At 70.8% G+C, this 24,738-nt stretch carries 17 protein-coding genes, 1 tRNA gene and 1 pseudogene; 8 read left to right on the top strand and 11 right to left on the bottom strand.

What is annotated here, in order from left to right; genetic code table 11:
• Window positions 1–152 precede the first annotated feature (152 nt).
• From VLJ82_RS03620 to VLJ82_RS03610, 3 genes are all read right to left on the bottom strand, one after another.
• On the bottom strand, window positions 153–1,082 hold the full coding sequence (locus tag VLJ82_RS03620; protein ID WP_408661954.1) for a branched-chain amino acid ABC transporter permease: 930 nt from the start codon (window positions 1,080–1,082) through the stop codon (window positions 153–155).
• Window positions 1,083–1,208: 126 nt separating this feature from the next.
• Window positions 1,209–2,375 (bottom strand): branched-chain amino acid ABC transporter substrate-binding protein, encoded by a 1,167-nt coding sequence (locus VLJ82_RS03615; protein ID WP_408661953.1) that lies wholly within the window; start codon window positions 2,373–2,375, stop codon window positions 1,209–1,211.
• A 362-nt stretch (window positions 2,376–2,737) separates the two neighbouring features.
• Window positions 2,738–3,343 (bottom strand): ANTAR domain-containing response regulator, encoded by a 606-nt coding sequence (locus tag VLJ82_RS03610; protein WP_408661952.1) that lies wholly within the window; start codon window positions 3,341–3,343, stop codon window positions 2,738–2,740.
• 110 nt (window positions 3,344–3,453) lie between these two features.
• Here VLJ82_RS03610 and VLJ82_RS03605 point away from each other — a divergent pair.
• The 4 genes from VLJ82_RS03605 to VLJ82_RS03590 all read left to right on the top strand — a co-directional run bounded on the left by VLJ82_RS03605 (window position 3,454) and on the right by VLJ82_RS03590 (window position 8,172).
• Window positions 3,454–3,534, top strand: a tRNA-Leu gene (locus VLJ82_RS03605).
• A 419-nt stretch (window positions 3,535–3,953) separates the two neighbouring features.
• Window positions 3,954–5,423, top strand: a complete 1,470-nt coding sequence (locus VLJ82_RS03600) for a multicopper oxidase family protein (RefSeq protein ID WP_408661951.1) — start codon at window positions 3,954–3,956, stop codon at window positions 5,421–5,423.
• A gap of 82 nt (window positions 5,424–5,505) precedes the next feature.
• Window positions 5,506–6,951: an aminotransferase class V-fold PLP-dependent enzyme gene (locus tag VLJ82_RS03595; RefSeq protein ID WP_408661956.1), complete on the top strand. Its 1,446-nt coding sequence runs from the start codon at window positions 5,506–5,508 to the stop codon at window positions 6,949–6,951.
• A 219-nt stretch (window positions 6,952–7,170) separates the two neighbouring features.
• Window positions 7,171–8,172 carry a fatty acid desaturase family protein gene (locus VLJ82_RS03590; RefSeq protein ID WP_408661950.1) on the top strand — a complete coding sequence of 334 codons (1,002 nt, stop codon included), beginning with the start codon at window positions 7,171–7,173 and terminating at the stop codon, window positions 8,170–8,172.
• A gap of 94 nt (window positions 8,173–8,266) precedes the next feature.
• Here VLJ82_RS03590 and VLJ82_RS03585 read toward each other — a convergent pair whose 3' ends face one another.
• From VLJ82_RS03585 to VLJ82_RS03570, 4 genes are all read right to left on the bottom strand, one after another.
• Complete coding sequence (locus VLJ82_RS03585) at window positions 8,267–8,869, bottom strand: hypothetical protein (protein WP_408661949.1); 603 nt, start codon at window positions 8,867–8,869, stop codon at window positions 8,267–8,269.
• 138 nt (window positions 8,870–9,007) lie between these two features.
• On the bottom strand, window positions 9,008–9,913 hold the full coding sequence (tesB, locus tag VLJ82_RS03580) for an acyl-CoA thioesterase II (protein ID WP_408661948.1): 906 nt from the start codon (window positions 9,911–9,913) through the stop codon (window positions 9,008–9,010).
• Window positions 9,903–11,333: a pyruvate kinase gene (pyk, locus tag VLJ82_RS03575; RefSeq protein ID WP_408661947.1), complete on the bottom strand. Its 1,431-nt coding sequence runs from the start codon at window positions 11,331–11,333 to the stop codon at window positions 9,903–9,905. The genes tesB and pyk overlap by 11 nt, the downstream gene beginning before the upstream one ends.
• A 92-nt stretch (window positions 11,334–11,425) precedes the next feature.
• Complete coding sequence (locus tag VLJ82_RS03570; protein ID WP_408661946.1) at window positions 11,426–14,167, bottom strand: carboxypeptidase regulatory-like domain-containing protein; 2,742 nt, start codon at window positions 14,165–14,167, stop codon at window positions 11,426–11,428.
• Here VLJ82_RS03570 and VLJ82_RS03565 point away from each other — a divergent pair.
• Complete coding sequence (locus VLJ82_RS03565; protein ID WP_408661945.1) at window positions 14,148–14,735, top strand: hypothetical protein; 588 nt, start codon at window positions 14,148–14,150, stop codon at window positions 14,733–14,735. The two genes, VLJ82_RS03570 and VLJ82_RS03565, sit on opposite strands and share 20 nt — an antisense overlap.
• Here VLJ82_RS03565 and gltB read toward each other — a convergent pair.
• Entirely contained in the window at window positions 14,713–19,311 is a 4,599-nt protein-coding gene (gene gltB / locus VLJ82_RS03560; protein ID WP_408661944.1) for a glutamate synthase large subunit, read from the bottom strand. The genes VLJ82_RS03565 and gltB overlap by 23 nt on opposite strands.
• Before the next feature lie 260 nt (window positions 19,312–19,571).
• Here gltB and VLJ82_RS03555 point away from each other — a divergent pair, with 260 nt between their 5' ends.
• Together VLJ82_RS03555 and VLJ82_RS03550 are read left to right on the top strand one after the other, a co-directional pair.
• Window positions 19,572–20,228, top strand: a complete 657-nt coding sequence (locus tag VLJ82_RS03555) for an ankyrin repeat domain-containing protein (RefSeq protein WP_408661943.1) — start codon at window positions 19,572–19,574, stop codon at window positions 20,226–20,228.
• A 3-nt stretch (window positions 20,229–20,231) separates the two neighbouring features.
• Window positions 20,232–20,939 carry an ion channel gene (locus tag VLJ82_RS03550; protein ID WP_408661942.1) on the top strand — a complete coding sequence of 236 codons (708 nt, stop codon included), beginning with the start codon at window positions 20,232–20,234 and terminating at the stop codon, window positions 20,937–20,939.
• A 331-nt stretch (window positions 20,940–21,270) separates the two neighbouring features.
• Here the strand turns inward: VLJ82_RS03550 and VLJ82_RS03545 are convergent, their stop codons facing one another.
• Both VLJ82_RS03545 and lgt read right to left on the bottom strand, forming a co-directional pair.
• Window positions 21,271–22,062, bottom strand: coding sequence for a VIT1/CCC1 transporter family protein (locus VLJ82_RS03545; protein ID WP_408661955.1), 792 nt, complete (start codon window positions 22,060–22,062; stop codon window positions 21,271–21,273).
• 140 nt (window positions 22,063–22,202) lie between these two features.
• A complete protein-coding gene (gene lgt / locus VLJ82_RS03540; RefSeq protein ID WP_408661941.1) occupies window positions 22,203–23,288 on the bottom strand; it encodes a prolipoprotein diacylglyceryl transferase in 1,086 nt (361 codons plus the stop codon).
• Between the two features lie 71 nt (window positions 23,289–23,359).
• On the opposite strand from lgt, the gene VLJ82_RS03535 reads away from it, so the two are divergent.
• Window positions 23,360–24,346: a quinone oxidoreductase family protein gene (locus tag VLJ82_RS03535; protein ID WP_408661940.1), complete on the top strand. Its 987-nt coding sequence runs from the start codon at window positions 23,360–23,362 to the stop codon at window positions 24,344–24,346.
• Between the two features lie 43 nt (window positions 24,347–24,389).
• Here the strand turns inward: VLJ82_RS03535 and VLJ82_RS03530 are convergent.
• A pseudogene (locus VLJ82_RS03530) lies at window positions 24,390–24,738 on the bottom strand (indole-3-glycerol-phosphate synthase TrpC); the annotation flags it as partial.

The following is a 24,738-nucleotide window of genomic DNA, read 5'->3' as shown; positions in this document are numbered from 1 at the left end:
CAGGAACACCAGCACCCGGGGCGAGAAGAGGGCGTGGTTGATGACGAACCAGAAGTTGCCGAAGCTGCCTTCCTGCGGCCCCCACATCAGCGACAGCACCAGCGCGCCGGCCAGGCAGGCCGCCAGCCTGCCGGCCAGCTCGGACGGCCGGGTCATGCCGCACGCCCCAGGCGCTCGCCGAGGATCCCGGTCGGCCGGAACATCAGCACCAGCACGAGCACCACGAACGCCACCACGTCGGTCCATTTCGTATCGATGTTGATCAGCGGCACCAGATTCTCGACGATACCCAGCAGCAGCCCACCGATCATGGCGCCGCGGATGTTTCCGATGCCACCGAGCACCGCCGCGGCGAACGCCTTGACGCCGGGGATGAAGCCCATGGTGTTGCCGAAGCTGAAATTGAGGCCGAACAGGAAGCCGGCGGCGCCGCCGAGCAGCCCGCCGATCACGAAGGTCCGCGAGATGGTCTTGTCGATGTCGATGCCCATCAGCGCCGCGGTCGGGGCGTCCTCCGAGATCGCCCGGATGCTGCGGCCGAGCTTGGTGGCCGAGACCAACCGGTCCAGGAAGATCATCATGACCACCGCCGCGACGATGATGACGACCTGCAGGACGTGCACCTCCGCGCCGAACGGCTTGAAGATCACCGCGTTCTGGTCGAAGAACTCCGGAAAGGCGTTGGAGGTCAGGCGGCCGAACAGCTTGCCGGCGAGCTGGGAGAGGAAGAAGGATGCGCCGATCGCCGAGATCAGGAACGCCAGCTTGGGTGCCCCCCGCCTGCGCAGCGGCCGGTAGGCCACCCGCTCGAGCATCCACGCGATGACGGCGGCGGTCAGCGCGCCGGACAGGATCCCGACGATCAGGATGAACGGCACCGCCCAGGACGGAGTGGCCTTCCCGTCACCCACCAGCAGGTGGACGATCGCGTAGCTGCCGAAGGCGCCGGACATGAACACCTCGCTGTGCGCGAAGTTGATCAGTTGCAGCACGCCGTACACGAGCGTGTAGCCCAGCGCGATCAGGGCATACATCGATCCTCGGGTGATCCCCAGGATCAGGTAGTTCATGAAGTCGGTCACGCTTCATACCTTCCGGCAGGACGACGGGATGGTGATGCGAACTCACAGATGAGGGGCGCGTCCGGCCACTGCCGAAATTACCGCGCCCCTCATCTGGGGTTACTGCCTTACCGAGTGATCAATCGGTTACTTTTGGTCCTGGATCTTGCCCAGCATGACGATCTTGCCGTCCTTCTGCTGGTACAGGTTCACCGTGGCAGCGGCGACCTCGCCGTTCGGGGCGAACTTCACCTGGGTGGTGATGCCGGTGTAGTCCAGGTTGTTGACCGCCTCCTCCACGTCCTTGCGGGTCGGGTTGCCGTTGGTCTTCTGCACGGCAGCCTTGAGCGCCTCGATCAGGGCGTTGGTGGCGTCGAAGCACTCCGGGGAGTACGTCGAGGGCGGGGTGTTGAACATCTGCTGGTAGGCCGCCGCGAAGTCCTTGGCCTCCGGAGCGGTGGTGGCGTCCTGGCAACCGCAGGAGAAGTACCAGCCGTTACCGGCCGCGCCGGCGCCGCTGGTGAACACCGAGGACTTGCCGCCGTTGCCGGTCATCTTCAGGCCCTTGTAGCCGGCCGCGGCCAGGCCCTTGGCGAACAGCGCCGCCTGGGCGTCGTACCCGCCGTAGAACAGCGCCTCGGCGCCGGACTGGGTCACCTTCTGCGAGATGGCGCCGTAGTCCTGGGTGTTCTGGGCGACACCCTGGCTGATGACGGTGGTGCCCTTGCCGGACAGGGTCTTGCGGACCACGTCGGCGACGCCCTTGCCGTAGGTGGTGGTGTCGTCGACGACGAACACCTTCTTGAACTTGCTGGCCAGCCACTCGGCGGCCTGGGTGCCCTCCACGCCGTCGGTCGGCACCACCCGGTGGAAGGTGGTGAAGCCGGACGAGGTCAGGGTGGCGTTGGTAGCCGAACCGCTGATCAGGGCCATGTTGGCGGCGGCGTAGGTCTTGCCGGTCGCCGAGGTCGGGCCGGAGAACGCGGGGCCGATCACGCCGAGGATCTGCGGGTCCTGGATCAGCTTCGCGGCCGCGGCCGGAGCCTTGTCGGCGGTGCCCACGTCGTCGGACTCGATCATCTGGATCTTGAAGCCGAGGTCGGACTTGGCGTTGGCCTGCGCGACGGCGAGCCGCGAGCCGTTCACCTCGTTGATGCCCAGCTGCTGGTTGTCGCCGGACAGCGGTCCCTGCCAGCCGATCTTGTAGGTCTTGACGGTGCCGTTGCCCGCGGTGTTGCCGCTGGTGCCGTTGTTCTGGGGGTTCAGGTTGTTGCCGTTGTCGTTCTTGTCGTTGGAGCAGGCGCTGAGTGCCATGACCCCAACTACGCCGATAACGGCGATCTTCGCCAGGGAACTAGTCCGCACTGACGTTTCCTCCTCATTCCTCGTGCCTCGATGGCCATCGATGGTGTTCGTCCGGACGCCACGAGCCCGATACCGGCGCCTCTGCTCGCGGGGAGTACAGGGCTCGTGACGGTGCACGCTAGCCTGAGTTTTGCTCTCCGTGAGGGCATCCGGATCAACTACCGGAGGTCGTAACCAAATCGCGTCCCGGCGTCACTTACATTTAGCGAATCTCCGGACATACCCCACCGCAACTGTGAGCGCTCGACTACTCTGCGCCGCTAATTCCGGCAGGTGCCTCGACTACTCTGCGCCGCTAATTCCGGCAGGTGTCACCGGTGGCCGGTCTCGCTCAGCACCACCTCGGCGACGGTCCGCATGGTGGTCCGCTTGTCCATCGCGGCCCGCTGGATCCAGCGGAAGGCCTCCGGCTCGGACAGCCGGTGCTCGGCCATCAGCACCCCCTTGGCCCGCTCGATCAGCTTGCGAGCCTCCAGCCGGTCCTGCAGCCCGGACACCTCCGCCTCCAGGGCACGGATCTCGGCGAACCGGCTGGTGGCCATCTCGATGGCCGGCAGCAGGTCGCGCTTGTGGAAGGGCTTGACCAGGTAGGCCATCGCGCCGGCGTCGCGAGCCCGCTCGATCAGGTCGCGCTGGCTGAAGGCGGTCAGGATGACCACCGGGGCGATCCGGGCCGCGGCGATCTGGCCGGCGGCGGTGATGCCGTCCATCTTGGGCATCTTGACGTCGCAGATCACCACGTCGGGCCGCAGCTCGGTGGCCAGCTGCACCGCCTTCTCGCCGTCGGCGGCCTCCCCGACCACCTCGAAGCCCTCTTCCTGCAGCATCTCGCGCAGGTCGAGCCGGATCAGCGCCTCGTCCTCGGCGATCAACACCCGCCGGGCGGGCGGCTCGGCCCCTGGTGCCCGTTCGCTCACGACAACGGCCCGCCCTTCTCCACCAACCGACCCGGCCGGTGCGCCCGCGCCTCCGATGGCAGTGGCTGCACCGTATCGAGGGTATCCGGCTAGACTTTCGTCGGCTCGAAGCCCCTGTGATGGAATGGCAGACATGGTGGACTCAAAATCCATTGCCGAAAGGCGTGTGGGTTCAAATCCCACCGGGGGCACCGATCTCTGGCCCGGGAATCCGGCCGGGCACCACCGGCTCTGACCGCCGGCCGCATCCGTCCCCTCTCGTCTTCCTCCCACCCGGTGAGCGTGCTGGCCGGGCTGCCGTGGAGCGCGTGTGGAACGCCCCTCATTTCGTATCCGATTCGGTTGCCAGGGCGTGCGGATCGGATACGAAATCGAGCAGCCGGCTGCCTCGTAACAGGTTAAACCGGAACAAATTTCCTGATATGTTCAGCGCCGGCATCTCGTGCCTGCCCGGTCGAGGACGAGGACAACCGGAAAGGTGCCCACCCCCGGCCGGAGCGGGCAACTTCGGTACGAGAGGCCACCCCGCAGGCGGAGATCCGCGCTGACCCGCCTCACCGCCTACCCCCGTCCATGCGCGAGTACCACGACCACCCGGGAGTGCACAGTCTTGAAGAGCCGCAGAAGTTTCCTTGCCCTGTCCGGTGCCGCCGCTGCCGAGGCGGCGCTGCTGGCCTACGGGATGCGGTCCCGGCCGGCCACCGCCGAGGCCGGCGCCCTCGCCCCGGCCCAGCAGCCGCCGCAGGCCCGGGCCGCCGGCGTCCGGAAGAACCTGACGGGCGAGCCGTTCGGCGTCGCCATGCCCGTCCCGCGGGTGCTGCGGCCCACCCGGACCACCTCCGACACCGACTACTACGACGTCGACATCCGGGAGGCCGACGTCGAGATCCTGCCCGGCACCACCACCAGGGTCTACAGCTACGACGGGCAGTACCCGGGCCCGACCATCCGGGCCCGCACCGGCCGGCAGGTCAAGGTGCGCTACCGCAACCAGCTCCCGGACGAGACCAACGTGCACCTGCACGGCGGCCACACCCCGGCCGACAGCGACGGCCACCCGATGGCGTTGATAGCCCCGGGCGGCTACCGCGACTACACCTATCCGAACCGGCAGCAGGGGACCACCCTGTGGTACCACGCGCACGGGCACGGCACCGAGGCCGAGCAGGTCTACCGGGGCCTGCACGGCTTCTACCTGATCGAAGACGACCGTGAGCGCAACCTCCGGCTGCCCTCGGGCAAGTACGACGTGCCGATCCTGCTGCGCAACATCGCGCTGGATCCCGACACCGGGGAACTGATCCTGTCCGACCCCAACGACCGGCCCATCGTGCAGGTCAACGGCAAGCCGCAGCCGCACTTTTCGGTGGCTGCCCGCAAGTACCGGTTCCGGCTGCTGAACGCCTCCGACCACGCCACCTTCACCCTGACGCTGCCCAGCGGCCAGCTCGTCCAGGTCGGCTCCGACGGCGGCCTGCTGCCGGCGCCGGTGACCCGCTCGCAGGTCACCATCAGCGCCGGTGAGCGGGTCGACCTGGTCGTGGACTTCTCCCGCTTCCCGATCGGGACCCAGCTGTTCCTCAACGAGGCGGCCGCCGGTGCCATCCTGCGCTTCGACGTCACCCGGCACGCCGACGACGACAGCCGGCTACCGGCCCAGCTGCGGGCACTGCCGGCGCTGCCGCCGGCCACGGTGCAGCGCGACGTCACGCTCAGCTTCAACCTGGACCCGGACAACACCGCGGGCCTGATCAACGGCAAGCCCTACGACCCGGACCGGGTGGACTTCACCGTCAAGCGCGGAACCACCGAGATCTGGCAGGTCAGCAACGGCGACGTGGAGTTCGGCATCCAGCACAACTTCCACCTGCACCTGGTGCAGTTCCGGGTGCTGGACCGCAACGGCCAGCCGCCGGCAGCCGACGACCGGGGGCTCAAGGACACCGTGCCGATCGGGCCGGGTGAGTCGGTGCGGTTGCAGGCCACCTTCACCGACTACCTGGGCGAGTACGTCTATCACTGCCACGTCCTCGCGCACGCCTCGTTCGGCATGATGGCCCAGCTGAACATCGTCGAGTGACGCCGGGCCGCCGGCTCCGGCCGTAGCCACGTGCCGGCAGCCCTGCCGCGCCGGATTAGATTGGCCGGTCGTGAGCGCGCACATGAGCCCGGAGGAGTTCCGCCGGCACGGTTACCAGATCATCGACTGGATCGCCGACTACCAGTCCCGCCTGGAGTCCCTGCCGGTGCTGTCCCGGGTGGCTCCCGGCCAGGTGCGCGCCGGGCTGCCGGCCGAGCCGCCGGTGACCGGCGAGGGCTTCGACGGGGTGCTGGCCGACCTGGACTCGGTGATCGTGCCGGGCCTGACCCACTGGCAGCATCCGTCCTTCTTCGCCTTCTTCCCGGCCAACGCCACCGGCCCGTCGATCCTGGGTGACCTGCTGGCCTCCGGGCTCGGCGTGCAGGGCATGCTGTGGGCCACCTCGCCGGCGGCCACCGAGCTCGAGACCCTGATGCTGGACTGGCTGGCCCGGCTGCTGGACCTGCCGGCCGGCTTCCGGTCGGACTCGGCCGGCGGCGGGGTCATCCAGCACTCGGCCTCGGACGCGGCGCTGGTGGCCCTGGTGGCCGCCCTGCACCGGGTCAGCGGCGGCGCCACCGAGACCGACGGGGTGGGCGCCGGCCGGTACTGCGTCTACACCTCCGGCCAGACCCACTCCTCGGTGGAGAAGGCCTGCCGGATCGCCGGCATCGGCACCGCGGCGCTGCGCAAGCTCGATGTCGATCCGGACACGCTGGCCGCCCGGCCGGCCCACCTGGCCGAGCTGCTGGCCGCCGACGTGGCGGCCGGCCGGACGCCGGCGCTGGTGGTCGCCTCGGTGGGCGCGACCGGCACCGGCGCGCTGGACCCGGTCGCCGAGCTTGCCGAGCTGGCGCACCGCTACGGCGCCTGGTTGCACGTGGACGCGGCCTGGGCCGGGGTGGCGGCGGTGTGCGAGGAGTTGCGCTGGATCAATGCCGGCGTGGAACTCGCCGACTCCTATTGCACTAACCCGCACAAGTGGCTGTTGACCAATTTTGACTGCACTGCATTCTGGGTGGCCGACCGGTCAGCGCTGATCTCGGCATTGTCGATACTGCCGGAGTATCTGCGCAACAGCGCCACCGAATCGGGTGCGGTGATCGACTACCGCGACTGGCAGGTGCCCCTGGGTCGGCGTTTCCGGGCGCTGAAACTTCTGACCGTGCTGCGCTGGTACGGCGCCGAGGGACTGCAGGCGCACATCCGCTCGCACGTGGCGCTGGCGCAGGAGTTCGCGTCCTGGGTGGCGGCCGACAGCCGGCTGGAACTGCTGGCACCGCACCCGCTGGCGCTGGTCACCTTTGCGGTACGGGCCGGTGATGAGGCCGGACGGCAGTTGCTCGCGGCCGTCAATGCCTCCGGGCAGGCCTATCTGACCCACACCGTAGTCAACGGCCGATTCGCGATCCGGATGGCGATCGGCGCGGTGCTCACCGAGCGCCGGCACGTGCGGGCGGCCTGGCAGGCGATCTGCGACCTGTTGCCGGCCGCCGCCTCCGGCAGCGATCAAGACGCGTCCGGCTAAATCGCACTTGACATTATCGTTGACTGCGCCTATGCGCTTATCTGTCTATAGCTATTGCCTAATGTGCGGGAGTGTGATGATACTTGCTCCGCGCGCAGATTTTGCTTGTTTAGGTTTATAACCACCCTTTTAGAGATAGCCCAGCGCGGCTGACGCAACATAGCCACGCCATCCCCGTGCGTCCGCCGCCCTCCCCCCATTGTCGGAGGCTTACCCCCCATGCAGCAGAACCAGACAGAACCCGACCTCGACCTCGACGGCTCCACCGGTGTGTTGCTGGCACCCGTGGCCGGCCCCGAGACCCGCCGGGACCTCGGGCCGGAATACTTCCAGAAGCGTCCCGCGGTGTTCCTGGCGAAGTTCCTGGTCGCCCTCGTGATCATCGCCGCCGGCTGGGTCTGGGTCGCCCTGCGGACCGACGTGGTCTCGGTCGTGGTCACCATCATCACCACCGGTGCGATGTATGCCCACCTGGTGGAGCTACAGCACGAGTGCCTGCACGAGCACGCCTTCCGCTCCCGGACCCTGAACCGGCTGTTCGGCTTCGCGGCCGGCGTGCCGATGTTCAGCTCCTACTCCCACTACAAGTACGACCACCTGCGCCACCACGCCTTCCTGGGCACGCCGCAGAACCGGGAGTTCTTCAACTACCAGTTCCACAACCTCGACACGCCGCTCGGCTTCGTTCTCGGCGCCTACAACCTGGGCCGGTACTCGAACCTGGTGCGCGACCTGCGCCGCTCCCTGCTCGGGCGCACCAACCCCAACGTCACCAAGACGGTGGCCGCCCGGCGAATTCGCACCGAGTACCAGGCCTTCCTGGTGATCTTCGCGGTGGTGCTGGCCGCCTCGATCGCGATGCACTCGCTGTTCTTCGTCTGGGTATGGCTGCTGCCCTCGGTGCTGGTCGCCGAGCCGGTGCACTTCCTGATCGAGCTGCCCGAGCACTACGGGCTCAACACCCAGACCGACCCGAACGTGCTCACCAACACCCGCACGGTGCGGGCCAGCCGGTTCGGCCACTGGTTCACCAACGGCAACGACCTGCACACCGCGCACCACTTCCACCAAGGCGTCCCGATGGTGAACGTGCCCAAGCTGCACGAGGTGATCAAGCACCGGGTCAACACCGTGGACCCGTCGTTCGTGAGCTTCTACTCCGGTGTCGTCAAGGGCCGGATCCGGTTTCAGGGCGACGACAAGACCTGCATGACCCGCTAGTACCCACCCTGCGCCGGCCCTGGTGGCAGCCCCGAGCTGCTGCCAGGGCCGATGCATGGCCGGTGGTCAGGACGGCAGCAGCGTCCGGCCGGTTTCAGAGGGGCTTGATCACGACGTCGTGCGGGGTGACCGTCACCAGGTCGCCGTACCGGGACAGCAGGACGTCCCGGTAGGCGTCGGTGTAGTGGGCCAGGCTGATCTCCACCTTGTTGGTCGTGATGTCCGGCCCCCAGCTCGACAGCTCGATCCCCTGCTTGGCGAGGTCGTCGTCGTCGGCGCGGATCCGCTGTACCACCGCCTTGAGCTCCCGCTCGGAGTAACGCACCAGCCGGTAGCGGACCTCGATCTCCCTGCCCTGGTACCGGTACCGCTGCACCGCCCGGGTGACTGCCGCGCGCAGTTGCGGATCGGGCGAGCCGGCGGTGTCCACCTCGATGCCGTAGCGGAGGATCTGCAGGCCGGCATAGCCGTCGAACCTCGGGATGACGTTCAGGAGCGCCTGGCCCAGTTGCGAGGCGGCGAAGTTGGCCTTCTGGTCCTCGGCGTAGTCGACACCGCCCGCCCGGGGCGAGGAGGTGCGGGACCCGCCGTCCGCCTCGGCCGGGGAACTGCGGAACTCGGCGTAGCCGACCGAGCCGGCCGCCACCAGCAGTGCGGCGCCGGCCGCCAGCACCGTGCGCCGCCCGATCTTTTCCATGGACGCCTCCTCAGCCGGAGAACCACAGGAGCCCACTATGGCGACCGGGCACAACGCCTGGCACCGGGCGATACCGTTCCGATGCCGTTCCTTCACCCGATCGGCACACCTGGCCCCAGAGCACCGAAACCGGGCAGGTCAGCCGTTCGGCAGCCGGATCATGCCCTCCTGGGTGACGCTGGCCACCAGCCGGCCGTCCCGGGAGAAGAACTGCCCGCTGGCCAGCCCCCGGCCGCCGGAGGCCGAGGACGAGGCGGAGACGTAGAGCAGCCAGTCGTCGGCCCGGAACTGCCGGTGGAACCACATCGCGTGGTCCAGGGAGGCCATGCTGATCGGGTCCAGCCGGGCGGCCAGGCCGTGATGGATCAGCACCGAGTCCAGCAGGTTCATGTCGGAGGCGAAGGTGACCACGCAGACGTGCAGCAGCGGGTCGTCCGGCAGCACCCCGTCGGCCTTGAGCCAGACCCGGTGCGGCTGGTGCTCGCGCGGCCCGTGCATCCGCTGCACCCACGGCGGGTCGTCGACGTAGCGGACGTCGAAGGGCTGCGGGATCTGGCGCATCGCCTCGGCCAGCTCGTCGAAGCCGGCGAAGCGCTCGGCCAGCGTCGGCAGCGACTCCGGTGCCGGCGCCGCGGGCATCTCGGCCTGGTGGTCGATGCCGTCCTGGGCCAGCTGGAAAGACGCCGACAGCGTGAAGATCGGCTGGCCGTGCTGGATGGCCAGCACCCGGCGGACCGAGAACGACCGGCCGTCCCGAATTCGCTCGACGGTGTAGATGATCGGGATCGACGGGTCGCCGGGCCGGATGAAGTAGGAGTGCAGCGAGTGCACCAGCCGCTGGCTGTCCACGGTCCGCCCGGCCGCCACCAGCGCCTGGCCGGCCACCTGGCCGCCGAACACCCGCTGCATCGCCACCTTCGGGCTGACGCCCCGGAAGATGTCGGTCTCGATGGCCTCCAGGTCGAGCAGGGCCACCAGGCCGTCCACCACCAACTGGCCACGCAGGTAGCCGTCGGCGGTCGCCACCTCGCTGTCAGCGGTCACGTTGCAGGATGCCTCCGATGTGATGGACCCGGATGGTGTTGGTGGAGCCCGGCGTCGACGGCGGGGTGCCGGCCACGATCACCACCAGGTCGTCCGGACGGCAGACCCGCTGGGCCAGCAGTGCCGAGTCCACCTGGCGGACCATCTCGTCGGTGGTCTGCACCGTCCACACCCGGTGCGCCACCACCCCCCAGCTCAGCGCCAGCTGGCGCTGCACGGTCTCCTCGGGGGTGAAGGCCAGCACCGCGCAGCGCGCGTGCAGCCGGGCCAGCCGGCGTGCGGTGTCACCGCTCTGGGTGAAGGCGACCAGCGCGGTGGCGCCGAGGGACTCGCCGATCTCCTTGGCGGCCTTGGCGATCACCCCGCCGGTGGTGCGCGGGTCGTGCAGCAGGGCGGCCACCTCGACGGTGGACTGCTCCACCGAGGTGATGATCCGCGACATGGTGGCCACCGCCTGCACCGGGTAGCTGCCCACGCTGGTCTCGCCGGACAGCATCACCGCGTCCGCGCCGTCCAGCACCGCGTTGGCCACGTCGGAAGCCTCGGCCCGGGTCGGGCGGGAGTGGCTGATCATCGACTCGAGCATCTGGGTCGCCACGATCACCGGCTTGGCGTTGTCGCGGCAGATCGCGATGGCCCGCTTCTGCACCATCGGCACCTGCTCCAGCGGCAGCTCCACGCCGAGGTCGCCGCGGGCCACCATCACGCCGTCGAAGGCCAGTGCGATCTCGACCAGCCGCTCGACCGCCTCCGGCTTCTCGATCTTGGCGATCACCGGCCGGCGCACCCCGACCCGGTCCATCACCTCGTGCACCAGCTTGACGTCGTCCGGCGAGCGGACGAAGGACAGCGCCACCCAGTCCACGCCGAGCTCCAGCGCGAACTCCAGATCCTCGATGTCCTTCTCGCTCAGCGCCGGCACGCTGACCGCCACGCCGGGCAGCGACAGGCCCTTGTTGTTGCTGACCTTGCCGCCCTCGGTGACATCGCACACCACGTCGGTGCCGTTCTCGACCGCCACCGCGACCAGCGCGACGTTGCCGTCGTCGACCAGCAGCTTGTCACCCGGCCGGACGTCGGCAGCCAGCTGCTTGTAGGTGGTCGAGACCCGGTCGTGGTCGCCCTCGACGTCTTCGACGGTGATCCGGATCCGCTCGCCGGTCGCCCACATCACCGGACCGTCGGCGAACCGGCCGAGCCGGATCTTGGGCCCCTGCAGGTCGGCCAGGGTGGCGACGTTGCGGCCGGCGACCCGGGCCGCCTCCCGGACCTGGTGGAACCGGCTGGCGTGGTCGCCATGCTCGCCGTGGCTGAAGTTCAGCCGGGCCACGTCCATGCCGGCCTCGACCAGCGCCCGGGTGCGTTCCGGGGGGTCGGTGGCGGGACCGAGGGTGCAGACGATCTTCGCGTGGCGGATCACTCCTCCCACCCTATCCGCTGCCGGCCGCGCGCGATAAGCCCACTGTTGCCCGATCCCGCCGGCCGGCCGCGCTCTCACTGGCCGGCCGCCGGTCAGCCCGCCGGCGACAGCGTCTGGTCGATGCCGCTCACCGTCGTCTCGGCCGGCACCGACACCGTGGTGGGAGTGCCGCCGGGCAGCACGTCGTGGTAGTACCGGCTCTGGTAGCCCCAGCTGTCGGCATCGAAGAACACGGTGTAGTCGCCGGCGGCCAGACCGCCGAACTGGTAGGCGCCGGTGTCGAAGTCGGGCATCACGGTGGCCAGCACGGTGTCGCCCTGCATCAGGTTGACCGGCGCGAACACCGGTTGGCCGTCCGGATCGGTGACGTGACCGGTGATCGCGGACGGCGCGACCAGCCTCAGGTCGACGGTGTGGTGCTCCCCGGCGGCCACCGCGATCGGGGTCGGGGTGGCGCCGACCGGCTGTCCGTCGTAGCAGCCGGGTGCGTAGCCCGTCGGGCTCGGCCCGGTGCCGTAGTAGGACTGGTAGCACAGCGTGTAGTTGCCGGCCGGTATGCCGTCCTGCCGCCAGCTGCCGTCCGGAGCGGTGTACAGCAGGTAGGAGGTGCCGCCCGGCCCGGTCACCGTGACCTGCTCGGAGTCGACGGGGTTGCCGTGCGAGTCGGTGACGGTGCCGCCCAGGCTGGCCAGTTCCTGCAAGGTGAAGTCGATGGTGCGTGCCTGGCCGGCGGTCACCGAAACCGGGGTTGCGCTGCTCTCGTCGGGCGCGTCGAGATAGCACTGGCGGGCGTAGCCCAGCCCGTTCGGCGAGGGGCTCTGCCAGGACGGGTAGGCGCACACCAGGTACCCCGAGCCCGGCGGCAGCGAGGTGATCCGGTAGTGGCCGTCGGCATCGCTGTACCCGGTGCCGCCGACCGCGAAACCGTCCTTGGACACCGACAGCTGCACGTCGGGCACCGGGCTGCCGGTCCGGTCGGTCAGGGTGCCGACGATCGCGGCGCCGTCGCTGAGGCTGGCGTCGGTCCGGCTGAGGGCCCCGGCGCTGACCTGCACCTCGGTGGGCGCGTCGAGCGTGCTGTCGTCGAAGCACTCGTTGAGGTAGCCGGTGTCGGAGTCCCCGCCGGACACCGGCAGCGGGTAGCCCTGGCCGGCGTCGAAGCAGACGCTGTACGGCGCGTCCTCCAGCCGGGTCAGCGAGAAGGCGCCGTCGGCGCCGGTGCGGAGGAAGTACGGCTGGTAGAAGCCGTCGCGCCGGGTGATGGTGACCGCGACGTAGCGCAGCGGGTGGCCACGCAGGTCGGTCACGGTGCCGCCGATGGCGCCCATCGCGCTCAGCTTCATGGGCAGCTCGGTGAGCTGGCCGACTTGGACGCCGACCACCGCCGGCGGGTCGTCGCCGCTGAACACGCACCGGTCGCGGTAGCCGCCGCGCGAGTCGCCGCCGCTCACCCCGGCCCCGTTGCCGTCGGTGCCACCGGCGTCCAGGCAGATCTGGTAGTCCCCGGTGGCCAGCCGGCCCAGCAGCAGGTGTCCGTCGGCGTCGGTGCGCTCCGCCGGCCGGATCCCGGAGTTTGCGCCGACCAGGGTGTAGCTGGCGGAGATGCCCCGCAGCGGGTGCCCGGCGTCGTCGGTGACGGTGAGCCGGACGCCGCCGGCCGCCGGCAGCTTCTCCGAGATCGAGGTGACGGCGCCGGTGGTGACAGTGACCGGGGTGGCGTGGGAGAAGTCGGGCTGGTTGAGATAGCAGTCGTCGAGGTATCCCGCCTCCGAGCTGCCGCCGGTGGCAGCGACGGCGTAGAAGCAGACCCGGTGCTGGCCGGCCTCCACGCCGTCCACCTGGGCGACGCCGGCGTCCGAGGTGACGGCGCTGGTGCCCTGGAAGGCTCCGTCCACCGTGACGGTCACATTGCCGAGCGGGTGGCCGGCCGGGTCGGTCACGCTGACCCGCACCGAGCCGCCGTGGTCGAGGTGGGCGTCTACACCGGTCAGCCGCTGGCCGGCGGTCAGCGTCAGGTTCGGGTCCCGGTACGGGAAGCTCTGGTGGTAGCACTGCCGGTTGTAGGTCCGGGCGGACGCCGGGGCGGAGTCGCTGAAGTAGGGGTAGAAGCAGACCGAGTAGGCACCGGGGGGCAGTGCGCTGATCAGGTAGCTGCCGTCGGCCCGGGTGGTGGTGCTGGTGAAGTTTCCGGAGTCGGGCAGGGCCTCCACCAGGATGCCCGGCACCGGGCGGCCGGCCGGGTCGGTGACCCGGCCGCTGACCGCCGCGCCCGGGTGTAGGTGGCCGTCCACCCCGGTGCTGGTGGAATCGACGGTCACCGCGACGAAGGTGCCGTCCTGGGAGTACGGGTGGCCGTAGCTGACATCGGTGTTCAGGTAGCACTGGTGCAGCAGGCCGCCGGGGGCCGGAGTGCCGGTGGCGTCGAAGCAGATCTTCCAGTCGGCCTCGGGCAGGCCCGGCAACCGGTAGCTGCCGTCGGCCTTGGTGCGCACCCCGGTGTCGTAGGCGCCGTTGTAGCCGACCGCGCTCTGCACCACGATGCCGGCCAGCGGATGTCCGGCGCTGTCGGTGACCCGGCCGGCGATGGCGCCGCCGTGGCCCAGTGCGATGTCGATGCCGGTGCTGGTGTGTCCCACCGTCACCGGGATGTAGTCGCCCTGGCAGGCCGGCAAGTACCCGGTCTTGGAGGTGCCGCCGGTGGTCGGGAGCTGGCCCGGCGAGTCGGCCTGGTAGCAGACGGACCAGCTGTCGGCGGCCAGCGTCAGCGAATAGCGCCCGGTCGGACGGCTGACCGCCTGCACCTGGCCTAGGCCGGTGGTGCTGTACGCCGTCACCAGCACGTTGGCCAGCGGCTTGCCGGTGCCGGCCTCGGTGACCTGCCCGGTGATCGCCCCGGCGCCGGCCGCCGACGTGGTGGCTTTGGAGGGGCTGGTCGAAGGCGTGACCGCCGCCGGACCGGTGGGCTCGGTCGGCTGCGCGGCCCCGCTCGACGCGGTCGGGCTGCCCGATGCCGCCGGCGTGGCCGACGGGGCTGGGCTACTCGACGCCGCCGGTGCGGCCGGGCTGGCCGGCGCGGCCGGACTGCTTGACGGGGCTGGGCTGCTCGACGAGGCCGGGCTGGCCGATGCCGCCGGGCTGCTCGACGGGGCCGGCGTGCTCGCCGCGGGCGCCGCCGTCGAACTGGCCGTGATCGGTGCCAGGGGCTGGGCGGCGGCCGGATCCAGCCCGGTGAAGGCGACGGCCAGACAACCGATGAGCACAGCGGAACGCAGCAGCATGAGGACCTCTCCCCCGACGAGGTATGGCGAATGCACCCTAGCCGCGGAAACCCGGCAAGATAGCCGGTTTGGGAAACCTCCTCCGAACCCGGTCGGGTCGGTCAGCTGCGCGCGGCGGCCATGATCGCGGAGTCGACGTCGGTGCCGGCGGCGCGGGCCCGGCTGGTGGCCTGCAGCACCCGCTTGTAGTCGCGCGGCATGATCACCGAGAACCGGCCCAGGACCGCGGCCGGGCTCGCCTCGAGGTCGGCCAGCAGCCCGGCCGCCACCGCCGAGCCGGTCAGCCGCAGGTGCTCGGTCAGGATCGGCACCAGCACCTCGGCGTGCTCGGCGGTGACCGGCTCGATGTCGACCAGCTCGGGGTTCACCAGGGTCCGGTCCAGGTCGAGCAGGTACCCGACCCCGCCGGACATCCCGGCCCCGAGGTTGCGCCCGGTGGGCCCGAGGATCACCGCGACGCCGCCGGTCATGTACTCCAGCGCGTGGTCGCCCGCCCCCTCGGCCACCGCGGTGGCCCCGGAGTTGCGCACGCAGAACCGCTCGCCGACCACGCCGCGCAGGTACAGCCGGCCGGACGTGGCGCCGTAGCCGATCACGTTGCCGGCGATCACGTTCCGCTCGGCGACCAGCGGCGAGCGCGGGTCCGGCCGGAGCGCGATCACGCCGCCGGACAGCCCCTTGCCGACGTAGTCGTTGGCGTCGCCCAGCAGCCGGATGGTGATGCCGGCCGGCAGGAAGGCGCCCAGCGACTGCCCGGCCGAGCCGTGCAGGGTGATGTCGATGGTGCCGTCCGGCAGCCCTTCGGCGCCGTAGCGGCGGGTCACCAACGAGCCCAGCATGGTGCCGACGGTGCGGTTGACGTTGCGGACCGGCAGCTCCAGCTTCACCGGCCGGCCGTCGAGCAGCGCACCCTCGGACAGCTGGATCAGGGTGTTGTCCAGCACCGCGTCCAGGCCGTGCTGCTGGGCGACCCGCTTGGTCAGCGCGGTGCCGGCCGGCCGCTCCGGCACCACCAGCAGCGGCGCCAGGTCCAGCCCGTCGGCCTTCCAGTGCTCGACGGCGGCCCGGGTGTCCAGCAGCTCGGCGTGCCCGATGACCTCTTCCAGGGTCCGGAAGCCCAGCTCGGCCAGCAGCTCGCGGACCTGCTCGGCGATGTATTCGAAGAAGGTCACCACGAACTCAGGTCTCCCGGTGAACCGTGCCCGCAGCTCCGGGTTCTGGGTCGCCACCCCGACCGGGCAGGTGTCGAGGTGGCAGACCCGCATCATCACGCAGCCGGAGACCACCAGCGGCGCGGTGGCGAAGCCGTACTCCTCGGCACCCAGCAGCGCCGCGATCAGCACGTCCCGGCCGGTCTTCATCGCCCCGTCCACCTGCACGGTGATCCGGTCGCGCAGGCCGTTGAGCAGCAGGGTCTGCTGGGTCTCGGCCAGGCCCAGCTCCCACGGCATGCCGGCGTGCTTGAGCGAGGTGAGCGGGGCCGCGCCGGTGCCGCCGTCGTGGCCGGAGATCAGCACCACGTCGGCGTGCGCCTTGGCCACCCCGGCCGCCACCGTCCCGACGCCGGACTCGGCCACCAGCTTGACGTGTACCCGGGCCGCCGGGTTGGCGTTCTTCAGGTCCGAGATCAGCTGCGCCAGGTCCTCGATGGAGTAGATGTCGTGGTGCGGCGGCGGCGAGATCAGGCCCACCCCCGGCGTGGAGTGCCGGGTCCGGGCGATCCACGGGTACACCTTGTAGCCGGGCAGCTGGCCGCCCTCGCCGGGCTTGGCGCCCTGCGCGATCTTGATCTGCAGGTCGTCGGCGTTGACCAGGTAGTGGCTCGTGACGCCGAACCGTCCGGAGGCGACCTGCTTGATCGCCGACCGGCGCAGGTCCCCGTTCGGATCCGGGAGGTAGCGGTCGGCGTCCTCGCCACCCTCGCCGGAGTTGGAGCGGGCGCCGAGCCGGTTCATCGCGATCGCCAGCGTCTGGTGCGCCTCGGCCGAGATCGAGCCGTAGGACATCGCCCCGGTGGCGAACCGCTTGACGATCTCCGAGACCGGCTCCACCTCCTCGATCGGAACCGGCGGCCGGACGCCGGTGCGCAGCTCGAACAGCCCGCGCAGGGTGGCGCCCTCCCGGTTCAGCCGGTCGATCTCGGCGGTGTACTGGGCGAACCGGTCGTAGCGGCGGGCCCGGGTGGCGTGCTGCAGCAGGAACACCGTCTCGGGGTTGAACAGGTGCAGCTCGCCCTCCCGGCGCCAGGCGTACTCGCCGCCCACCTCGAGCCGGCGGTGCGACCGGGCGACCGGGTTGGCGGGGAAGGCCCGCTCGTGCCGGGCGGCGACCTCGTCGGCCAGGGTGTCCAGACCGATCCCACCGAGGCTGGCCCGGGTGCCCGGGAAGTACCGCTCGACCAGCTCGTCGGCCAGGCCCAGCGCCTGGAACACCTGGGCGCCGGTGTAGGAGGCGATGGTGGAGATGCCCATCTTCGACATCACCTTCAGCACGCCCTTGCTCAGCGCCTTGAGGTAGCGGCCGATCGCGGTGGCCGAGTCGGTGCCGGTCAGCACGCCGGTGGCGATCAGGTCGTCGATGGTCTCGAAGGCGAGATACGGGTTGACCGCCGCCGCGCCGTAGCCGATCAGCAGCGCGATGTGGTGCACCTCGCGGGCCTCGCCGGTCTCGACCACCAGGCCGGCCTTGGTGCGCTGACCGGTGCGCACCAGGTGCCCGTGCACGGCCGAGGTGAGCAGCAGCGCCGGGATCGGCGCGTGGTCGGAGTCGCAGTCCCGGTCGGACAGGATGAGGATCCGGGCGCCGGCCTCGACGGCGGCGCTGCACTCGTCCCGCACCCTTTGCAGCGCTGCCGCCAGCGCCGGGCCACCGCCGTGCACCCGGTAGCGGCCGTCGATCAGCGTGCAGCCGAAGCCGGGCAGGTCGCCGTCGGCGTTGACGTGCCAGATCTTGGCCAGGTCGTCGTTGTCGATCACCGGGCGGGGCAGCACGATCTGCCGGCAGGAGGCCGGCGTCGGGTCGAGCAGGTTCTGCTCCGGGCCGATGGTGGCGGAAAGCGAGGTCACCAGCTCCTCCCGGATCGCGTCCAGCGGCGGGTTGGTGACCTGGGCGAAGAGCTCGGAGAAGTAGTCGTACAGCAGCCGGGGACGCTTGCTCAGCACCGCCGGCGGGGTGTCGGTGCCCATCGACCCGAGCGGCTCGGCGCCGGTCTCGGCCATCGGCTTGAGCAGCACCCGCAGCTCCTCCTCGGTGTAGCCGAACAGCTGCTGCCGCCGGGTCACTGAGGAGTGGGTGTGCACCACGTGTTCGCGGGCCGGCAGCGTGTCCAGGTGCAACAGCCCGGCGTGCAGCCAGTCACCGTACGGGTGCTCGGCGGCCAGTTCGCCCTTGATCGCGGCGTCGTCGCGGATCTCGCCGGCGGCGAGGTCGACCAGGAACATCCGGCCCGGCTGCAGCCGACCCTTGGCGACCACGCTGGCCGGGTCGAGCTCGATCACGCCGGCCTCGCTGGCCAGGATCACCAGGTCGTCGGCGGTGCGCCACCAGCGTCCCGGGCGCAGGCCGTTGCGGTCGAGCACCGCGCCGATCACGGTGCCGTCGGTGAAGGTGATGCAGGCCGGGCCGTCCCACGGCTCCATCAGGGTGGAGTGGTAGGCGTAGAAGTCGCGAAGAGCGGACTCCATCGCTGGATCATGGCCGGGTCGCAAGCTCCCCCGGGCAGCGTTCTCCCACGCCTCCGGGATCATCATCAGCACCGCGTGCGGCAGACTGCGCCCGCCCAGGTGCAGCAGTTCCAGCACCTCGTCGAAGGAGGCGGAGTCCGAGCCGTCCGGGGTGCAGATCGGGAACAGCCGGTTTATGTCGCGGTGCGCGTCGCTGAGCAGGTCCGAGGCCAGCAGCGCCTGCCGGGCCCGCATCCAGTTGCGGTTGCCGCCGACGGTGTTGATCTCGCCGTTGTGCGCGATCAGCCGGAACGGCTGGGCCAGCGGCCAGGACGGGAAGGTGTTGGTGGAGAACCGGCTGTGCACCAGGGCCAGCGGGCTGGCGAACCGCTCGTCGGCCAGGTCCGGGTAGAAGGTGGCCAGCTGCGCGGTGGTCAGCATGCCCTTGTAGGTCAGGGTGCGGGCCGACAGCGACGGGAAGTACAACTGGTCGCCACCCTCGGCGACCCGGCGCTCGGCCACCTTGCGCAGCCCGTAGGCCAGCCGGTCCAGCGCCAGTCCGGCTGCCTGGGTTTTCTCGGCGCTGACGAACAGTTGCTCGAAGGCCGGCATCACCGCCCGGGCGCTGTCGCCCAGCCCGTCGGCCAGCACCGGCACCGGCCGCCAGCCCAGCACCCGCAGGCCTTCCTCAGCGGCGGTGCCGGCGATGACCGCCTTGACCCGGTCCCGGGCGTCAGGGTCTACCGGCAGGAACGCAATGCCGGTGGCGTAGCAGCCGGGTTCCGGCAGATCGAAGCCGGCCACCGCCCGCAGGAAGGCGTCCGGAACGGCGACGGTGATGCCGGCGCCGTCCCCGCTGCTGGTCTCGGCGCCGGCTGCGCCGCGGTGGTCCATGTTGTGCAGCGCGGTCAGCGCGGTGCGGACCAGGGTGTGGCTGGGCCGGCCCTGCAGGTCGGCCAGGCACGCCACCCCGCAGGAGTCGGACTCATAACGCGGGTCGTACAGGCCCTGGGGGGCGGGAAGGGCGGAGAACTGCACGCGCGTGCTCCCCTCGTTCGGGGGCGCCGGCATGCCGGGGCCCTCTGCTGTCCGGTTCGGCAATCGGCGGCGATCCGGTGGTTGCGTGCGGGACAGCGTCGGCCCTGTGCTGGGGTGGTACTGGGTGGTACGGAAATGTCCGGTCAGACTACCGGCAGGTGGCCGCCGGGCGCGAATGCCGCCCTCGCCAGCCGGTCGCGCCGCCGCTGGTGTGGCGGGAAGCTTCCTGCGGTCCGGACCGCAATGGCACAGTGGTTGCCATGGTGGCTGTTGCCGAGTTCTTCGCCGCGATCGCGGCCGGAGACGTCGACCGGGTACGCCGGCTCCTCGACCAGGACCCGGAGTTGCTGCACAACGTCGCCCCGAACGGGGCGTCCCCGGCGCTGACCGCGCTGTACCACGGGCACGGCCCGCTGGCCGACGAGCTGGCCGCCCGCACCGGGGAGCTCTCGGTGTTCGAAGCGGCGGCCTTCGACGACACCGCGAGGCTGGCCCAGCTGATCGAGGCCGACCAGTCGGTGGTGGACTCCTGGAGCCCCGACGGCTGGCAGCCGCTGCACCTGGCCGCCTACTTCGGCCGTACGGAGGCGGCCCGGATGCTGCTGGACGCCGACGCCGAGGTGGCCGAGCCCTCCCGCAACGAGCTGGCGGTGCACCCGCTGCACGCGGCCGCCGCCGGCCGGCACTCCGAGCTGGTGTGGATCCTGATCGCCTCCGACGCCCCGGTGCACGCCCGGCAGAGCGGCGGCTGGACCCCGCTGCACTCGGCGGCGGCGAACGGCGACCTGGAGTCGGTGCAGGCGCTGCTGTCGGCCGGCGCGGACTCGACGGCAGCCAACGACGAGGGCCGGACGCCGCTGGAACTGGCCACCGGCGAGTCGGTGCGCGCGGCGCTGCTCGGCGGGACGGGTGGCTGATCGGTGCCGGGTGTGATCGAGCGGGCCCGGCGGCAGCCGTCGGCGATCCTGCTGGCCGTCCAGCTGCTCGGGGTGCTGATCTACCCCTACCTGGGCGAGTCGCGGACCGGCACCAGCGCGGTGTCGCTGTTCGGGCTGCTGGTGCTGGCGCTGGCGGTCTGGTCGGTGGAGACGACCCCGTGGACGGTCTGGGTGTCGATAGTGCTGGGCGTCCCGGCGGTGATCTTCACCCTGTGCCAGATCGCCTCCACAGCGGACGTCTGGCATGCCTGGGGGTCGGCCTTCGAGGCCGCGTTCTACTTCTACGCCGCCGGCAGCCTGATCGCGTACATGCTCGCCGACCGGACCATCACCCGGGACGAGCTGTTCGCGGTCGGGGCGACTTTCACCCTGCTGGCCTGGGCGTTCGCGCACCTGTTCACCGTCACCCAGGTGGTCTGGCCGGGCTCGTTCACCGCGGCGGTGCATGCCGACGCGCCGCGCACCTGGATGGAGCTGCTGTTCCTCAGCTTCACCACGCTGTCCTCCACGGGCCTGTCGGACGTGGTGCCGGTGCGCCCGCATGCCCGCAGCTTCGTGATGATCGAGCAGCTCGCGGGGCTGGCCTACGTGGCGATGGTGGTGTCCTGGATGGTCGGCCTCACGGTGGCACGGGCCCGCGCCCGGGACGAGGTCGCCCGGGCCCGCGCCGAGCACGACGAGGTCGGCTGACCGTCGACCAGCTCACCGGACCTGCCGGCCGGCGTCGTTCCTGTCGGCCAGTGCTGTGGGATCGTCTTCTTTTCCTGCGCTTCGTCGCTGGGTACGGGTTCGCCGGGCACGCTCGGAACGCACGCACACGATGGCGGCACCCGACCCCGAGAAGTGCCACCAGAAACCACCGCGCAGTAGGTAGATAGCCGAAAGTACCCACAGCACAGCCTCGGCGGCGGACAAGCACCACCAGGTGCGATCGTGCGACCTCAGATCTGCTTTCCCCAACCAGTCGTCAGGCGCGCCGGAGGAGCCGTACGGCCGGCCGGTCCGTCCTCCGGCCCTCACGTCACGTGGCGCCGATCAGGTGACCGATGCCGTAGGTCACCGCGAAGGTCACCGCGCCCAGCAGCAGCTGACGGCCGCCGGCGTAGTACCAGGGCCGGGTGGTGAACCGGGCAGTGATCGCGCCGGTGACGAACAGGCCCACCAGGGTCAGGGTGGCGGCCAGCCACAGCAGGTCGGCGCCGAACAGGAACGGCAGCAGCGGCAGCAGCGCGCCCAGCGAGAAGGACAGGAACGACGAGCCGGCGGCCACCCACGGGTTGGGCAGGTCGTAGATGTCGACGCCCAGCTCCTCCTGGGCGTGGATCTCCAGCGCCTGCTTCGGGTCCACCGAGAGCTGCTCGGCGACCAGCTGGGCCAGCTCCGGGTCCACCCCCCGGTCGATGTAGATCTGGGTCAGCTCGGCGAGCTCGGCCTCCGGGTTGCCCTCCAGCTCGCGCCGCTCGACCTCCACCTCGGCCTGCATCGACTCGTTCTGGCTGCGCACCGAGACATACTCGCCGCTGCCCATCGAGAACGCCCCGGACAGCAGGCCCGCCACCCCGGCGATCACCACCGGACGGGCGCCGGAACTGGCCGCGGCGACGCCGGTGATCAGCCCGAAGTTGGAGACCAGCCCGTCCACCATGCCGAACACGGTGGGACGCAGCCAGCCTCCGGAGACCTCGCGGTGCTCGTGGCCGACCGCCAGGTCCGGATCACCGATCGGGTGATGCGGCGCCTTCAGAGGGGCCGATGCCTGGGCCGGGGCTGGTTCCGGAGCCACCCGCGGGTGCCTGGGACCGGTCTTCGGCATGCTGCTGGACATGCTCTGAGTCTATGGCGGCCCCGGCGGGCTGCTGTGCTCCGGCACCCGCCGTGCTGCCCGCCGCCGGTGGAGCAGCTCAGCCAGCGGCACGGATCGTCATAACTTTCGATCGCTATGACGACCGAAATTTATGACGGTCGCCGAGGACCGTGCGGAGTGGCCGAAGGATCCTCGTCCACCGTGCTCGACGAATCGCCGCTGACCGGGCTGGCAGCCTCGACAGAGCTGGCGGAGTCCGCAGAAGCGCCGTCCGGCTTGTCGGCTTCCGGCTTGTCGGCGTCCAGCTTGTCGGCGTCCGGCTTGTCGGCTTCCGGGGTCTCGGCTTCCGGGGTCTCCTCGGCGTCCTCGGCACCCGTGGGCACGGCACCCTCGGGCACGGCGACGCTGCGCGGCTCGCCCTGGTTGCGCAGGAACCACGCCAGCGCCGCCAGGAACACCAGGATGGAGACCCAGCTGTTCACCCGCAGCCCGGCGATCCGGTTGGCGTGGTCGTCGCGCAGCAGCTCGACGAAGAACCGGCCGAAGGTGTAGCCCATCACGTACAGCGCCAGCACCTGCCAGCGTCCCAGCAGCCGGCGCTGGTCGAGCACCAGCAGCACGGCGACCACCAGCAGGCTCCACAGCATCTCGTAGAGGAAGGTGGGGTGGTAGTAGCCCAGCAGCACGGCATGCCCGGCGGCGTCCCGGGTGGCCTTGCCGGTGGCCACGTCCAGCTCGTGGATCTCCAGCTTCCAGGGCAGCGAGGTGGCCCGGCCGTACAGCTCGTTGTTGAACCAGTTGCCCCACCGGCCAACCGCCTGGGCCAGCAGCACGCCGGGCGCGGCGGCGTCGGCGAAGGCGGCGAAGTCCATCTGGTGCCGGCGGCAGCCGATCCAGGCACCCAGCGCGCCGAGCGCGATCGCGCCCCAGATGCCCAGGCCGCCGTCCCAGATCTTGACCGCGTCCAGGGGGTGCTTGCCGCTGCCGAAGTACAGCTCCGGGTCGGTGACCACGTGGTAGAGCCGGCCGCCGACGATGCCGAACAGCACCGCCCAGCCGGCCACGTCGCCCACCTGGCCCTGCTCGCCGCCGCGGGCCCGCCAGCGCCGGTCGGTCAGCCACAGCGCCACCAGGATGCCCGCCACGATGCACAGCGCGTACAGGTGGACCGACAGCGGGCCGAGGTGCACCACGCTCACCGTCGGGGACGGGATGGCCGCTTGGAGGATCTGCACCTGCACACCGTAGAGCAGTGGCGGGGCCGATCAGTGAGCAGGCGCCGCCGGCCGTTGGCTACCGTGAACCCATGGCTACCCAGACAACCGACGCCCTGGTGGTGACCGAGCACGGCGGCAGCGAGGTACTCCGGGTCGAGCCCCGCGAGATCGACCAGCCCGGCCCCGGCCAGCTGCTGGTGCAGGTCGCGGCGGCCGGCGTCAACTTCATCGACACCTACCAGCGGGAAGGCGTCTACCGGATGCCGACCCCGTTCGTGCTCGGCAGCGAGGGGGCCGGGGTGGTGCTGGCGGTCGGGGACGGGGTCACCGTCGCCGGGCCGGGTGACCGGGTCTGCTGGTCCCAGACGCTGGGCAGCGCGGCCGGGCTGGCGCTGGTGCCCGACCGCGACGCCGTGCCGGTGCCCGAGGGGGTGCCGCTGGAGCAGGCCGCCGCGGTGATGCTGCAAGGCATGACCGCGCACTACCTGGTCAACGACACCTACCCGGTACAGGCCGGCGACACGGTGCTGGTGCACGCCGGCGCGGGTGGGGTCGGCCAGCTGCTGATCCAGCTGGTCAAGGCCAAGGACGCCTCGGTGATCACCACCGTGTCCACCGAGGAGAAGGCCGCCAAGGTGCGGGCACTGGGCGCCGACCACGTGCTGAACTACACCGAGATCTCCGACCTCGCCGCCGCGGTCCGCGAGCTGACCGGCGGCGAGGGGGTAGCCGCGGTCTACGACGGGGTGGGCAAGTCCACCTTCGACGCCTCGCTGGCCTCGCTGCGGGTCCGCGGCACGCTGGCCATCTTCGGGGCGGCCAGCGGCCAGGTGCCGCCGTTCAACGTGCAGCGGCTCAACACCGGCGGCTCGCTGTTCCTGACCCGGCCCACCCTCAGCCACCACCTGCGCACCCGCGAGGAGCTGCTGCTGCGGGCCGGCGCGGTGCTCAACGGCCTGGCCTTCGGCGGCCTGCAGGTCGAGATCGGCGGCCGGTACCCGCTCGCCGAGGCGGCCCGGGCCTACGACGACCTGGAGAACCGGCGCAGCACCGGAAAGCTGCTGCTCATCCCCTGACGTCTCATCCCCTGACGTCCTGCCGGGTTCGCTACCGCAACGGCTAGCGGGAGGTGCGCGGGGTCGCCGGGTGCGCCCCGGCGGTCACCAGGTCGGCCACCGCCTGCCGCGGGTTGCCCGAGGTGACCAGTCCCTCGCCGACCAGCACCGCGTCGGCGCCGGCCGCGGCGTAGGTGATCAGGTCGTGGGCATCCCGCACCCCGGACTCGGCCACCTTGACGATCCCGCTGGGCAGCCCCGGCGCGATCCGCTCGAACACCGACCGGTCCACCTGCAGGGTCTTGAGGTTGCGGGCGTTCACGCCGATCACCCGGGCGCCGGCGTCCAGCGCCCGGCTGGCCTCCTCCTCGTCGTGCACCTCGACGATCGCGGTCATGCCGAGCGACTCGATC

The organism is Jatrophihabitans sp. (assembly GCF_035474675.1).
Lineage (GTDB): Bacteria > Actinomycetota > Actinomycetes > Mycobacteriales > Jatrophihabitantaceae > Jatrophihabitans_A.
Note: the sequence above shows the minus strand (reverse complement) of the source record. Positions and strands in the feature narration are given on the sequence as shown.